Source organism: Paracoccus litorisediminis, assembly GCF_009711205.1.
GTDB classification, from domain to species: Bacteria; Pseudomonadota; Alphaproteobacteria; order Rhodobacterales; family Rhodobacteraceae; genus Paracoccus; species Paracoccus litorisediminis.
On the sequence record NZ_WMIG01000015.1, the window covers coordinates 52,486 to 65,866 of the forward strand.

At 64.4% G+C, this 13,381-nt stretch carries 14 protein-coding genes; 7 read left to right on the top strand and 7 right to left on the bottom strand.

The features are described 5' to 3' along the window. Positions 1-96 precede the first annotated feature (96 nt). From GL300_RS19305 to GL300_RS19325, 5 genes are read left to right on the top strand one after another with little or no spacing between them, the layout of a single operon-like run. Positions 97-1,332 (top strand): DUF3500 domain-containing protein, encoded by a 1,236-nt coding sequence (locus tag GL300_RS19305; RefSeq protein WP_155041330.1) that lies wholly within the window; start codon positions 97-99, stop codon positions 1,330-1,332. Continuing rightward, complete coding sequence (locus tag GL300_RS19310; RefSeq protein ID WP_211595220.1) at positions 1,325-2,797, top strand: NAD-dependent succinate-semialdehyde dehydrogenase; 1,473 nt, start codon at positions 1,325-1,327, stop codon at positions 2,795-2,797. The genes GL300_RS19305 and GL300_RS19310 overlap by 8 nt, the downstream gene beginning before the upstream one ends. Continuing rightward, positions 2,794-3,648: a fumarylacetoacetate hydrolase family protein gene (locus tag GL300_RS19315; RefSeq protein WP_155041331.1), complete on the top strand. Its 855-nt coding sequence runs from the start codon at positions 2,794-2,796 to the stop codon at positions 3,646-3,648. The genes GL300_RS19310 and GL300_RS19315 overlap by 4 nt, the downstream gene beginning before the upstream one ends. Next, a complete protein-coding gene (gene hpaH, locus GL300_RS19320) occupies positions 3,645-4,451 on the top strand; it encodes a 2-oxo-hept-4-ene-1,7-dioate hydratase (RefSeq protein ID WP_155041332.1) in 807 nt (268 codons plus the stop codon). Before GL300_RS19315 ends, hpaH begins: the two co-directional genes overlap by 4 nt. A 7-nt stretch (positions 4,452-4,458) precedes the next feature. After that, positions 4,459-5,229, top strand: a complete 771-nt coding sequence (locus GL300_RS19325) for an aldolase/citrate lyase family protein (protein WP_155041333.1) — start codon at positions 4,459-4,461, stop codon at positions 5,227-5,229. A gap of 501 nt (positions 5,230-5,730) precedes the next feature. On the opposite strand, the gene GL300_RS19330 is transcribed toward GL300_RS19325, so the two are convergent. Continuing rightward, on the bottom strand, positions 5,731-5,904 hold the full coding sequence (locus tag GL300_RS19330; protein WP_155041334.1) for a hypothetical protein: 174 nt from the start codon (positions 5,902-5,904) through the stop codon (positions 5,731-5,733). A gap of 9 nt (positions 5,905-5,913) precedes the next feature. Here GL300_RS19330 and GL300_RS19335 point away from each other — a divergent pair, with 9 nt between their 5' ends. Both GL300_RS19335 and GL300_RS19340 read left to right on the top strand, forming a co-directional pair. Beyond that, entirely contained in the window at positions 5,914-6,447 is a 534-nt protein-coding gene (locus GL300_RS19335) for a hypothetical protein (protein ID WP_155041335.1), read from the top strand. A 189-nt stretch (positions 6,448-6,636) separates the two neighbouring features. Then, positions 6,637-7,800 (top strand): acyltransferase family protein, encoded by a 1,164-nt coding sequence (locus tag GL300_RS19340; protein WP_155041336.1) that lies wholly within the window; start codon positions 6,637-6,639, stop codon positions 7,798-7,800. Here GL300_RS19340 and GL300_RS19345 read toward each other — a convergent pair. The 6 genes from GL300_RS19345 to GL300_RS19370 all read right to left on the bottom strand — a co-directional run bounded on the left by GL300_RS19345 (position 7,757) and on the right by GL300_RS19370 (position 13,324). Further along, a complete protein-coding gene (locus GL300_RS19345) occupies positions 7,757-8,632 on the bottom strand; it encodes a sugar phosphate isomerase/epimerase family protein (protein ID WP_155041337.1) in 876 nt (291 codons plus the stop codon). The two genes, GL300_RS19340 and GL300_RS19345, sit on opposite strands and share 44 nt — an antisense overlap. Further along, on the bottom strand, positions 8,632-9,828 hold the full coding sequence (locus GL300_RS19350) for an NAD(P)/FAD-dependent oxidoreductase (protein WP_155041338.1): 1,197 nt from the start codon (positions 9,826-9,828) through the stop codon (positions 8,632-8,634). Before GL300_RS19350 ends, GL300_RS19345 begins: the two co-directional genes overlap by 1 nt. A gap of 57 nt (positions 9,829-9,885) precedes the next feature. After that, complete coding sequence (locus GL300_RS19355) at positions 9,886-10,830, bottom strand: substrate-binding domain-containing protein (RefSeq protein ID WP_155041339.1); 945 nt, start codon at positions 10,828-10,830, stop codon at positions 9,886-9,888. Positions 10,831-10,895: 65 nt separating this feature from the next. Further along, the gene (locus GL300_RS19360) at positions 10,896-11,204 is read right to left on the bottom strand and encodes a MocE family 2Fe-2S type ferredoxin (protein ID WP_155041340.1); all 309 of its coding nucleotides are present in this window, start codon (positions 11,202-11,204) and stop codon (positions 10,896-10,898) included. Then, the gene (locus GL300_RS19365; RefSeq protein WP_246195255.1) at positions 11,201-12,250 is read right to left on the bottom strand and encodes a sterol desaturase family protein; all 1,050 of its coding nucleotides are present in this window, start codon (positions 12,248-12,250) and stop codon (positions 11,201-11,203) included. The genes GL300_RS19360 and GL300_RS19365 overlap by 4 nt, the downstream gene beginning before the upstream one ends. A gap of 69 nt (positions 12,251-12,319) precedes the next feature. After that, positions 12,320-13,324 carry a LacI family DNA-binding transcriptional regulator gene (locus GL300_RS19370; protein WP_155041341.1) on the bottom strand — a complete coding sequence of 335 codons (1,005 nt, stop codon included), beginning with the start codon at positions 13,322-13,324 and terminating at the stop codon, positions 12,320-12,322. Positions 13,325-13,381: the final 57 nt, after the last annotated feature.

Here is a 13,381-nt window from a genome sequence, read left to right on the forward strand (position 1 = left end):
CCGCGATGTGGAAGATTTTTTTCGCACCGCTTGTCCGGCGGCGGCGGCTTGGGGCTGATGGCCCAAAGCCCGGCCTTATCGGGCAGGAGGAATTCGATGACTGTTGCGGATTTTCGCGCCTTCGTGCTGGCGGAAAGCAATGACCGGGTCGGCAAGTCGCGCGGGCTGGACCCGGTGACCTATTCCCGCCCCATCCTTGAAACACCGCGCGCCATCGCGCTGAAGGCGGAATGGGACCGGCTGCAGGATGAGCCTTATGTCGGCATCACCCATGACGGCACGCCGGAAGCGGGGCTGTTCCCGCTGGAGGATCAGGGCTTTGACGCAGCACTGGCGGTATCCGCCGCCGAAAGCCTGCTGGCGACGCTGACGCCCGGCGAACGGGCCGCATCCTGCAAGCCCATTGATGCCCGGCAATGGCGCGGCTGGTACAATCCCGAACTGGTCTTCAACACCGAAGGCGTGCGGCTGGAAAACCTGACGCCCGCCTCGCGCGACTGCTTCCTTGATCTGCTGGCGGCCTGCACCTCGGCGCGGGGCTTCCAGAAGATCCGGCGGCTGATGAAGGCCAACCTGTTTCTGGGCGAGATCTATGACCTGCGCCAGATCATGAACGAATGGTCCTATCACTTCCACATCTTCGGCACGCCCTCGGCCACCGAGCCTTGGGGCTGGCACATCTATGGCCATCATGTCGGCTTCAACGTGCTGATCCTTGGTCGCCAGATGGTGATCGCGCCGCTGTTCATGGGCACCGAACCCAATGAAATCACGCTGGAAAGCGGCGAAACCTTTGCGATGTTCAAAGAGGAAGAGGCGCAGGGCCTCGCCCTGATGCAGTCGCTGTCGCCCGAATTGCAGGACCGCGCCACGCTGTTTGCGCAGATGGAAGACCCGGCCATGCCGGCATGGCGCTTCAACTTTGCCGACCAGCGCCATCTGGGCGGGGCGTTTCAGGACAACCGCATCCTCCCCATCGAAGGCGTGCCGGTTTCCGAATTCACCCAGGCGCAGCGTCAGGCGCTGCTGGACCTGTGCGAGACCTTCCATGCCCATTGGCCCGACGGCCCCCGCCACGCCCGGATGCGCCAGATCAAGCAGCATCTGGACCGCACCACTTTCAGCTGGATCGGCGGGCATGGCGATGACGACCCCTTCTATTACCACATCCATTCGCCGGTCCTGATGCTGGAATTCGACCACCATTCCGGCATGTGGCTGGGCAACGAACAGCCCGCCAAGTTCCATATCCACGTCATCAGCCGCATCCCGAACGGCAATGATTACGGCAAGGCGCTGATCGCGCAGCATCAGGATGCCCGACATGCTTGATACCACCCTTTCCGCCATGCTGGACGACCCCGGATTGCTGCGCGAGGCTGCGCTTGTCGGCCCCCGCTGGATTGAGGCGAATGGCGCGGGCATCCCCGTCACCAACCCCTCGACCGGAGCCATTCTGGGCCATGTCCCCGACCTTGGCCCCGCCGAGGTCACCGAGGCGATCCGCGCCGCCGAAGTCGCGCAAAAGGCATGGGCCGCCCGCACCGCCAAGGAACGCAGCCAGATCCTGCGTCGCTGGTTCGACCTGATGATGACCCGTCAGGACGACCTTGCCCGCATCCTGACCGCCGAACAGGGCAAGCCCTTCCCCGAGGCCAAGGGCGAGATCGCCTATGGTGCCAGCTTCATCGAATGGTTCGCCGAGGAAGCCCGCCGCGCCTATGGCGAGATCGTCCCCGGCCACGCCCCCGACAAACGCATCCTTGTGACGAAACAACCCATCGGCGTGGTGGCGGCGATCACGCCCTGGAATTTCCCCAATGCCATGATCACCCGCAAGGCCGGTCCGGCCTTCGCCGCAGGCTGCGCCATGGTGCTGAAACCGGCCAGCGAGACGCCCTTCTCGGCCATCGCGCTGGCGGTTCTGGCGGAACGCGCGGGACTGCCTGCGGGGCTGTTCTCGGTGCTGACCGGGCGCTCGACGGTGATCGGGGCCGTGCTTACCGCAAGCCCCGTGGTGCGCAAGCTGACCTTCACCGGTTCGACCGAGGTCGGCGCTGCGCTTTACGCGCAATGCGCCCCGACGATCAAGAAACTGGGGCTTGAGCTGGGCGGCAACGCGCCCTTCATCGTCTTTGACGATGCCGATCTGGATGAGGCGGTCGAGGGCGCGCTGGTCGCCAAGTTCCGCAACAATGGCCAAACTTGCGTCTGTGCCAATCGCATCTATGTCCAGTCGGGCATCCATGACGCATTCGCCCGCCGCCTTGCCGCCCGCGTGGCGCGTCTGAAGACCGGCGACGGGTTTGATGTCGGCGTGACCTTCGGCCCGCTGATCGACGCCAAGGCCGTGGCCAAGGTGCAGGAGCATATCGAGGACGCCAAGGCCAAGGGCGCGCAGGTGCTGACCGGCGGCGCGGCCCATGAGCTGGGCGGGCATTTCTGGCAGCCGACCGTGCTGACCGGCCTGACGGCTGATATGGCCATCACCCGCGCGGAGACCTTCGGCCCGGTCGCGCCGATTTATCGCTTTGAAACCGAGGCCGAGGTGATCGCCGCCGCCAATGAGACGGAATTCGGCCTCGCCTCCTATGTCTATAGCCGCGACCTCGCCCGGACCCTGCGCGTGGCCGAGGCGCTGGAGGCTGGCATGGTCGGGGTCAATACCGGGCTGATCAGCACCGCCGAGGCACCGTTCGGCGGCATCAAGGCCTCGGGTCTGGGCCGCGAGGGCAGCCGCCACGGGCTCGATGACTTCATGGAGCTGAAATATATCTGCCTTGGAGGCATCCAATGAACCTTGTGTCCTTCATTGCCGGGGAAAAGGCGCTATGGGGCGTGACGGCGGGCGATGGCGTCCTTGCCCTGTCCCCGGAGTTTCCCGAATTCCCGACCCTTCGCGACGTGATCGCGGCTCAGGCCATTCCGCAGGTTCTGGGCGCAGCACAGGGCCGCGCGGCCAGCCATGCAGCGGGCAGCTTCGCGCTGCAAATCCCCATCCCGAACCCGGAAAAGATCATTTGCGTCGGTGTGAACTTCCCCGAGCGCAATGCCGAATACAAGGACGGCAAGGACGCACCCGCCAACATGTCCCTGTTCCCGCGTTTCGCGCGTGGCTTCTCGGGCCACGGTGCGGCGCTGATCCGGCCCCCGGAAAGCGAGCAGCTGGATTATGAAGGCGAGATTGCCGTGGTCATCGGCAAGCCCGGTCGTCGCATCGCGGAAAGCGAGGCACTGTCCCATATCGCGGGTCTGACTCTGTGCAACGAGGGCACGATCCGCGACTGGGTGCGCCACGCGAAATTCAACGTGACGCAGGGCAAGAACTGGGACCGCTCGGGCGCGATGGGGCCATGGCTCGTGCCCTTCACCGACCCCGCGCAGATCCTTGATATCGCCATCGAGACGCGGGTGAACGGAGAGCTGCGCCAGTCCGACCGCACGGGGCGGATGCTGTTCCCGGTCGCGCGCCAGATCGCCTATATCTCGACCTTCACCACGCTGGTTCCGGGCGACATCATCGTCACGGGCACCCCGACCGGCGCGGGCGCGCGCTTTGATCCGCCGATCTGGCTGAAGCCCGGCGACCTGGTCGAGATCAGCGCCGAGGGCATCGGGATGCTCACGAACGAGGTGGCCGACGAATGACCCTCTCGGATCATGATATCCGCGCTGCCGCCGAGGACCTGTTCCGTGCCGAAACCGAATGCCGCCAGATCGGGCTGCTGTCGCTGAAACATCCGCAGATGACGCTGGACGACGCCTATGCCGTGCAGGCCGAACTGGTGCGCAGGAAGCGCGCGGCGGGCCTTGGCGTGATCGGCTGGAAGATCGGCCTGACCAGTCGCGCAATGCAGCAGGCGCTGGACATCACCACGCCCGATTCCGGGATCCTGCTGTCGGACATGCTGTTTGCCGATGGCGCGGTGGTCCCGCAGGGCCGCTTCATCCAGCCACGGATCGAGGCCGAGATCGCCTTTGTGATGAAGGCTCCGCTTGCCGGAAAGTCCGTCACCCGCGATCAGGTTCTGGCCGCGACCGATTTCGTCACGCCCTCGCTTGAGATCCTTGATACCCGCATCCTGCGCGCCGATCCCGCGACCAAGGCCACGCGCAAGATTCAGGACACCGTGGCCGACAATGCCGCCAATGCCGGGATCGTGCTGGGGGTGCAGCGCCATGCCCCCGACGCATTCGACCTGCGCCGGGTCGGCGTGATCGTCAGGCGCTGTGGCGTGGTTGAGGAAACCGGCCTTGGCGCAGGGGTGCTGGACGATCCGGTCACCGGCATCCTGTGGCTGATCCATCGCCTTGCCGAATATGGGCAGGGTATCGCGCCGGGCGAGGTGCTGCTGTCGGGCAGCTTCATCCGCCCGATAGAGGCCCCGCCCGGCAGTCGATTTGATGCCGATTTCGGCGATTTTGGTCATGTGACCCTGAATTTCGCGTGAGTCTGAAATGCCCGCCCCCATCAACCACCTGAAGCATCGCCTTGCCACTGGCGAGGTCACACATGGCATCTGGCTTGGCCTTGCCGATCCCTACACCGCCGAGATCGCGGCAACTGCCGGTTTCGACTGGCTATTGATCGACGGCGAACATGCGCCGAACGACATCCGCTCGCTTTCGGCGCAGGTCGCAGTGGTCGCGGCCTCGGACAGCGCGCCGATCATCCGCCTGCCCGATGACGATCCGGCCAAGATCAAGCAGGCGCTGGATATCGGCGCGCAGACCCTGCTGATCCCGATGATCGACAGCGCGGATCAGGCGGCCCGCGCCGCCCGCGCCTGCCGCTATCCGCCCGAGGGGTTTCGGGGCGTCGGCTCGGCGCTGGCACGGGCCTCGCGCTTTGCGGCGATCCCGGATTATCTGGCGACGGCCAATGCCCAGATCTGCCTGATCCTGCAGGTCGAGACCCGCGCAGGCCTTGCCGCGCTGGACGAGATTGTCGCAACCGAGGGCGTGGATGGCGTTTTCATCGGTCCCTCGGATCTTGCCGCCGATATGGGCCATCTGGGCAATCCCGGCCATCCCGAGGTGCAGGCCGCCGTGCTGGACGCGATGGCCCGCATCCGCACCGCGGGCAAGGCGGCGGGCGTCCTGACCACCGACCCGGATTTCATCGAGGCCAGCAAGGCCGCAGGCGCGAATTTCGTCGGCGTGGGCATCGACGTCACCCTGTTTGCCCAGACGCTGCGCATGCTCGGCCAACGCTACCGCGCGGGCTGAGACCACGCCTCATCGCCAAGGTTTCCCGAACGTCCCCATTGGGGGCGATCGGGTACGGCCGGCCTGATCCGGCACCGGCTGGAAGACCCGGAAAGATCTTCGAAAGGGAGGAAGAATGAACATGAAATCCATCATCTGTGCGGGGCTGCTGATCTCGGCCAGCGCGCTGCCCGGCGTGGCGCAGGACCGGTCTGCGGGACATGCGGGTGCCCATGCCGGAGGGCCGCCCAGTGGCATGGCGACGTTCCAGCGCAAATTCGGCGCAGCGGGTCTGCTAAGCATCTGGGGCGTCGACGATACTTTCGGCGCGACCCAAAGCCGGATCAACAACGGCCTGTCGCAACAGGCCAAGGCCGAGGCCACGGGCATCACCACCGGCTATGAGGACGACATCTCGACCCTGCTGGTACCGGTTTCGGTGTTGCAGGGCCTGCCGGACGGGCAGTCGTTCATCTATAGCAAGTTCACCTTCAACGCCAATCGCGGCGCCGAGAACCCGACCTATTCCGAAGGCACGCTGCCCAGCATCCTTGTGTCATATCTGAACATGCCCAGCGACAATCTGGTCTGGGGCATCGGCGTGCTGGGCCAGCGCGCGGATTCCGACATGAAGCATAATGGCGGCGAGATCAGCTCGACCTCGGCCGGGTTCCGGGGCGATCTGATGTATATCATGAACGACCATTGGGCGATGCGCATCGGGTGGTGGCGCTGTGGGGGGATAGCACCACGGATATTCCGACGCCCTTCGGAACGGTCAGCGAGGATCGCGACAGCTCGCTGCTGTACTGGCAGGGCGATCTGGTCGGCACCTTCACCGACGCCGACCTGCCGCAGCTGGGCAAGGGTTGGGTGCTGCATCCGCGACTGGGCATCGTGGCGCAGGAAACCATCCGCGACGAGGCAACTAACAACAAGGGCGGCCACAGCCCCGAGGAAGATCTTGACTACGGCATGGTGCAGGCCGTCGCGCGCCTTGAGAAGCCGGTCTTCAAGCCCGGCGAATGGTCCCCGCAATTCGAGCTGGGCGTGAAGCACGAATACGAGAACTCGGTCGGCAGCTACACCGATGAGGACGATTACCTGTACAGCCAGATCGCCTCTGGCCGGAAGTTTCAGAACGGCGCCTTCCTCAACGCCGCCTATACCCGCGACGACGGCTTTAACGGCAACCGCCGCACCCAGACCTTCAAGCTGATCTATTCGATGAGCTTCTGAAGCCGGACCGGGCGGCACCGTTCGCCGCCCGGCGTTTTCTCGGTCCGTGGCTGCAACAGGTTTGCCGCCGTGCCGTCCCCTTCGCTGCCATTTTGACCGGGTTTCGGTAACGACCTGTCCCCCTGAACAGATTGACAGATCCCCTGATCCCCGCCCATTTCTAGGAAGAACGGTCTGGAACTGGGACAGATGAGCGCTCCGACCCCCTATGCGGCCCTTGCCGACGACCTTCGTGCCCCGGTGCAAGCGGCACATCAGGATTATCTTTCAAGGCGTTACTTCTCATCCCTGAACGGGCTGCGCTGCCTGTGCATCGCCGCGGTCATGTGGCATCACAGCCCATTTGCCAACCCCGAGGGCGGCCCGCGCATCCTGAGCCGCGGTTTTGTCGGAGTGGATTTCTTCTTTGTTCTCAGCGGCTTTCTGATCACAACTCTTCTGCTACGTGAAGAAAACCGAACCGGAAGGATCGCGGTCGGTGCCTTCTATGGGCGGCGGGCATTGCGGATCCTGCCGGTCTATCTGCTGTTGGTGACATTGCTGGCAATCTATTGGATCGCGTTCAAAGGTCAGAGCGACATCGCCAAACTGCCTTATTACTACCTGTTTCTGGCGAATTTCCTGAAGGAACATATCCCGCTTCTGTCAGTGACCTGGTCGCTGTCGGTCGAGGAACAGTTCTATTTTCTTTGGCCGGCCCTGCTGGTGCTGCTGCCCGCTGCCGCTCGGTTTCGGACAGGGCTGCTGATCACGCTGATCGTCATTTGCCTGCTGATCTCGCTTGGCCTCGCGGATTGGCTTGGCCTGCCCAGGATCGAGACCGAGCAGGCGATCTTCAAGCTGCCGGGCGCGTCCTATATGGCGGTCCTGTGGGGGGCTTTGACGGCTGTGCTGCTGCATCAAAGGACCGGCTATTCCTGGCTGATGGCGGTGACCGGCTGGCGCGGTGCGCCATTGGTCTTTTTCCTGACGCTGGCGCTTTATCTGCAATTGTCCCCGCCAATGCTGGTCGGCTGGGCGGCCTTGGGCATGGACGTGTTGATGGCGCTTTGCCTGATTTCGATCGTCATCCGCGAGGATCACGTGCTGCGACCGGTCCTGACCTTTGCTCCGGTCGCGCGTGTCGGAGAAGTCAGCTACGGCATCTATCTGTATCACCTGATCGGGCTGCATATCGCCCATGAGATCGGCCGGCGCGTCCTGCCGGACCCATCGCAGAGCCTTTGGTTGGTTACGCTTCTGTTCGTGGTGATCTCAATCGCCATGGCCGAGGTCAGCTTCCGCACCTATGAGCGTTTCTTCCTGTCGCTCAAGGGCCGCATGTCGAAAGCTGCGGTTGCCGAGCGGGCCTGAGCCCTTGCACGCGCTGCCATAAGGTCAGGACCATCTCGCGCAGTGAAAGCGCCTCGGACCAGCGGTCGGACAGTTCTTCGCCGTACGCGCCGGTGATCGCATAGGGCTTTGGACCCAGTTCGCAGGTAAAGATCAGCTCCGCATCCGGGGCCGATCGCGCCGACCAGTCGCGGAAACCGTGCTCCCACCAGTCAAGGAACAGGTCCAGCCATGGCCGGTGCTGGGGAAAAGATATCTCAACCTGCACCTGCTCGCGTGAGGCGACGCGACCGTGAAAGGCCCATGAGTTCCGCAGAATGCGATGGATCATTGCGTGGTTTTCGACATCGACCGGAAAGGCGAATTCGCGTCCGACAAGGAAATGCGACAGGTCGGCCAGCAAGGGCAGACCCGGCCGGGCATCCAGCAGGTCCAGCGTGAAATGCAGGTCCGTCGTCATCCGGTCGCGATGGGTTTCGATCAGGACGGGCACACCTGCCCGCTGGGCCAATTCCATCCAGCCGTCCAGCAGCGGCAGGCAGTCCTGAACCCGACGCGGGCGGATGTCGGGCTGCAGGTTGATATGGCGGACCGGGAACTCTGTCGCCAGTTCCAGAGGCAGCCGCAGGTCGTCGACCGAACGTGGAAAGCAGACGCCTTCGATCCCCAGCCCCGTGCCTTGGGTGGCGCGGTTCAGGCGTTCGACAGCCGCCCGATCGGTGTAATGCGCGCTGATCCCGTCGAAGCCCGCTGCGGCGATACGGGCAATATTCTCCTCCAGACTGGGTTCAAAACCATCGGCATGGCGACGCTCCATCGCCCAGAGCGATTGAAAGACAAGCAGCTTTTGCATCAGGCGGCACGCGCGGTCTTGAGCAGCGCTTTCAGTCCCACCGCTGGATCGGCCAGCACCTTTGGGTCGGGGCGGCTGCCGGCGGCGATCAGCATCTCGGCCAGCCGGATATCGCGGGCGATGCTGTTGCCGGGGCCAAGGCCCGCCGCGGCGACCAGCAGACCATCGGCCAGATAGAGGCTGATCTGGCCGTCACCCAGCGGGCGCGTGACCATCTCCTGTCCGGCTTTTGGCAGGCCCACGACCTGCAGACCAAGATCATATTGATCGGACCAGAACCAGTGCAGCGCCGCGAAATCCTCGGTCCCGCCCAGCATATTGCGCGCGGCGATCTGGGCCTGATCGCGGGCATTCCGCCAGCTTTCAAGGCGCATATGCCCGCCGCCGGGTTGGGCAACGGCAGCGCAATCCCCCGCCGCAAAGATGGCAGGGTCCGAGGTCGCAAGTCGCGCATCGGTCAGGATGCCGTTTCCGGTCGCAAGCCCGGCTGTCTGAGCCAGCGCGGTGTCAGGGATGACGCCGATGGCGCTGATGACCAGACCTGCGGCAACATGATCTCCGGACGCCAGCGTCACCCCGTTGGGGTTGATCTGCTGGATGCCCTGGCCGAAATGGAAGTCCACGCCTTCCGCAATATGGCGGTCGTGCAAGGCCGTGGCCAGATGGGGTGGAACTGCGCGTGACAGCGGCGCGGGTCCGGCTTCGATCACCGTCACCTTGATGCCCCTCCCCCGCAGAAGCGCGGCCAGCTCCATGCCGATCAGCCCCGCGCCGATGATGGCCACCGGACCGGTCGCGGCGACCAGCACGGCGGAAGCATCGGCATGGGTGCGAAAATCCAGTGCAAGCTTAGCCCCCGGACAGGTCAGGCGGCGCGGACGGGCGCCGGTGGCGATCAACAGCCGTTCATAGGCCAGGCTGCTGCCCGTCAGGGTCAGGGTTCGGGTCTGCCGGTCGATCGCCTCGACCGACATGCCGGGGCGATAGTCGATCCCCGCCGCGTCCAGCGCAGCCTGTTCGCAGATCGGCTTGCGGATGGCCTGTCCCCCGTCGGGTTTGGACAGGGGAGGACGCTCATAGGGCAGCCCGGCTTCCGCGCCGATCAGGGTGACGGGACCGTCATAGCCCTGTTCGCGCAGAGCAAATGCCGCCCGCGTCCCGCATTCGCCAGCACCGATGATGACCATGCCGTTCATGTCGCTCTCCTGCCTGAAGGGGACCGGCGCGGTAAGGCGACCGCGCCGGTCGAGGGGTCAGTTCCGGCCCGCGAAACGGGCGATGCTGTCGGGGGTCACCAGCTCAAAGGGGATCATCACCTTGGAGGCGACCTTCTCATCCCGGCTCAGCGCCAGTGCCGCGTCGATCGCGCCGGCGGCCTGACCGGCAGCGTTCTGGAATACGGTCACGTCCAGCTCGCCCGCCTGCATGGCCGCCAGCCCGTCCTGCGTGGCGTCGATGCCGACAACGACGACATCCTCCATCGAGGTTCCGGCGGCCTTCAGCGCCTGTATCGCGCCGATGGCCATTTCGTCATTATTGGCCAAGACAAGGTCGATCGGACGGCCCGAGGTGATCCAGTTGGTCGTCAGGTCCAGCGCATTGGTGCGCTGCCACGCGGCGGGCTGTTCGTCGGCGATGGTCACGCCCTTGCAATCGCCCGCGGCCAGCGCATCCTTGGCGGCTTGCGTCCGCTCGCGCGTCGCCTCATGCGCCAGATCGCCCATCAGCAGATAGGCCTGTGCATCGTCCTGCTTGCCGTGCGCCTTCAGCAGCGCGCAGGCCGCTTCGGCCCCCAGCCTGCCGGAATCCGCCTCGGCCGAGCCGACATAGGCTTGCGTTGCGGGAAGGCTGTCCACATTGGCGGGCTGCAGGTTCAGATAGACCAGCGGAATACCCGCATCCGCCGCCGCCTGACTGATACCCGGCGCGGCCGAGGTGTCGGCCAGCGTCACAATCATCGCGTCCACGCCCGAGGCGATGAAATTATTCACCTGATTCAGTTGCTTGGCGACGTCAGTTTGCGCGTCTTCGACCTGCAGCTCGACGCCGCCGACTTCGGTGGCGCGGCTTTGCAGGCCCTCGCGCAGCAATGTCTGGAAGTTGTTGTCGAAGCTTTGCATCGAGACGGCGATGGTTTCGGCATCGGCGGCAGCCGCCATCAGGGCCACGGCCGAGACCGCAGCAAGAAACGTCTTCATCTTATCCTCCCTGGCGGGGTGCCGGCTCACCCCCGTGACATGCCGGAGCTGGGGGATGCGCGGCGCTACAGCGCCACGCGGACCTCGCCTTCGACGATCTCGACCGGGTAGGTGCGCAGGTTCTCGCAGGCGGGCAGGCGCAGGGCCTCGCCGGTGCGATAGTCGAAGGCACCGGAATGCTTGGGGCATTCGACCTCGAAATCCATCACCAGCCCTTCGGACAGGTGGATCGCCTCATGGGTGCACAGACCGGCGGTGCACCAGACACTGTCATCCGGGGCGCGATAGATCGCATAGGTGCGGCTGCCATGGTCAAAGCGGATGGCGCCTTCCTGTTCGATATCGTCAAGCTTGCAGGCGGTGACCCAGTTCATTCGGTGGCTCCTTTCGCATCCAGTTGTGCCTTGCGGGCAGCGAGCTTTTCCTTGCGTTTGCGATAACGGGCCTGCATCCGCGCCTCGCCTTCGGGCGAGCCGTCGTGCCAGGTGCCGAACCACTTGTCCAAGGGGATCAGGGCGTCGCCGTAATTCACCTCGAAATATTTGTGGTGCAGGTAATGGGCATAGGCATGGCTATCGACCAGCCGGTCGTCACCCACCTCGATCTTGTCAAAGCCGACATGGCCCGGAATGGCGCCGAAACCGGCGAAATTCATCTGATAGATCATGATGATCGGGTTCGAGGGCAGGATCAGGTGATAGAAGGCCGTGCCGAAATACAGCAGATGCTCGACCGGATGCATGGCCAGCGAGGACCAGGGCGAGGGGTTGACCGAATTGTGGTGAACCGAATGCACCCATTTATACAGGAACGGCGTGTGGATCAGCCGATGGACAAGGAAGAAATGCACCTCGTGGATGATCGGCACGGCCAGCGCGACCAGCGCCAATGTCCAGGGGTTGTCGGCAAAGCTGAGCCAAGGTGCGTAGCCATTGGCATAGGCCCACAGCATCAGCGCCTCGAGCCCGGTCCAGATGGTGACGCCGGACAGGAAGCTGCGCAGCATGCTGTCGATCACCTGGCTTTCGAACCAGAAGGCCTTGCTTTTCTGCTCGGACGGGAATTTCGCGTTATATTTGAAACGGCTGCCCTGACGGCGCAGGACATATAGATGCAGTTCGAACGCACCGTAGAACAGGAACACGCAGACCGCATTCACCGCGTATAACCACAGGACCCAGCCGATCTGGATGCTGCGCAGCACCTCGACCGGGGGGATCACCCAAGCCCAATAGGCCACGGCAGAGGCGGCAAAGATCACGTTCCACGGCAGGAAGTAATGCGGCAGCCAGTGCAGCACCGCCTTGAGCTGCGGCGGCATCTGCCAGATCGGGGCGGGCTGGACCGTCGCATGTGGCGTCCAGTCGCCGCGCTTGTTCCGCGTGCCGAATTTCAAGTCATCCATGACGCTTTTCTCCAAGCGATCTCCCTGAGATCAGCGGTAACAGCGCATGGAGAGACTGGCGAAGGATTCCCTGATCAGATTTGATCAGATGCTTTCGGCGGTGATGGTGACAAAGCGGATCGGGCTTTGATCCGGGGCAATCTCGGTCAGGCCGACATGGTGCAGGATCAGGTCCAACGCACGGCGGGCCTGCGCCTCGGGGGCCTGATCCAGCACGATCTGCATATAGCCCTCGCGCAGGGCACGGGCGGTGTAATCGGTCAGTTCATGGCCGACGAAATAGACCTCGCGCCCGCGCGGATCGCGGCGCAGGACATCCAGCAGCGCCGCATTTGCACCGCCCGCATTGTATAGCCCCGCCAGATCGGGGTGACGCCGCAACGCATGGAAGAGCAGATCGGCGCTGCGGGCATCGTCGTCATGCCCAAAGCCCAGCCAGACAAAGCGTGTCGCAGCGCCCGGATTGTCGCTGAAATAGTCCGAGAAGCCGCGAATCCGGTCGCGATGGACCCGATAGATCGGATGACACAGCGCGATCACCGGCCCGCCCTGCGGCAGCATCCGCGCCATGAACATCGCCGCCGAGCGTCCCGCCGCGTAATTGTCGATGCCGACGAACTCGCCCACCCGGTCCGAGGCGCGCGTCACCACATGGACCACCGGCACGCCACGCGCGGCGACGGTTTCGATGGCGTCCCGGATCAGCGGATGGTCCGGGACCGCAAGGATCAATCCCGCCCGCGGCGTCTCGGTCGAGGCGATCCGGCGCGCGATCTCGACCGGGTTCATCTCATCGGGAAAGCTGCGGTGAACCACGACCAGCGGGTTGAGCGTCGCGGCGATCCGCTCGAAGGCACGCGAGAGTCTGCGAAAGAATGTGGTTTCGGGCCGCACCAGCATGACCTCGATCCGCAGCAGGCCACGATGCCGCTCGGGCAGGATGCGGGGATAGCCCAAGGTCCGCGCCGCCAGCACGACCCGTTCGACCGTATCGCCGCGCACGCCGCCACGACCGTTCAGCACCCTTTCGACCGTGGCCGTCCCCACCTTGGCCAGGGTCGCGATATCCTTGAATGTGGGCTTGGCCATGCTCTGCTCCGGCTTGCGCGAGGCCAGCATAGCGGGCGCGGCCCGCTGCGAAAGCCG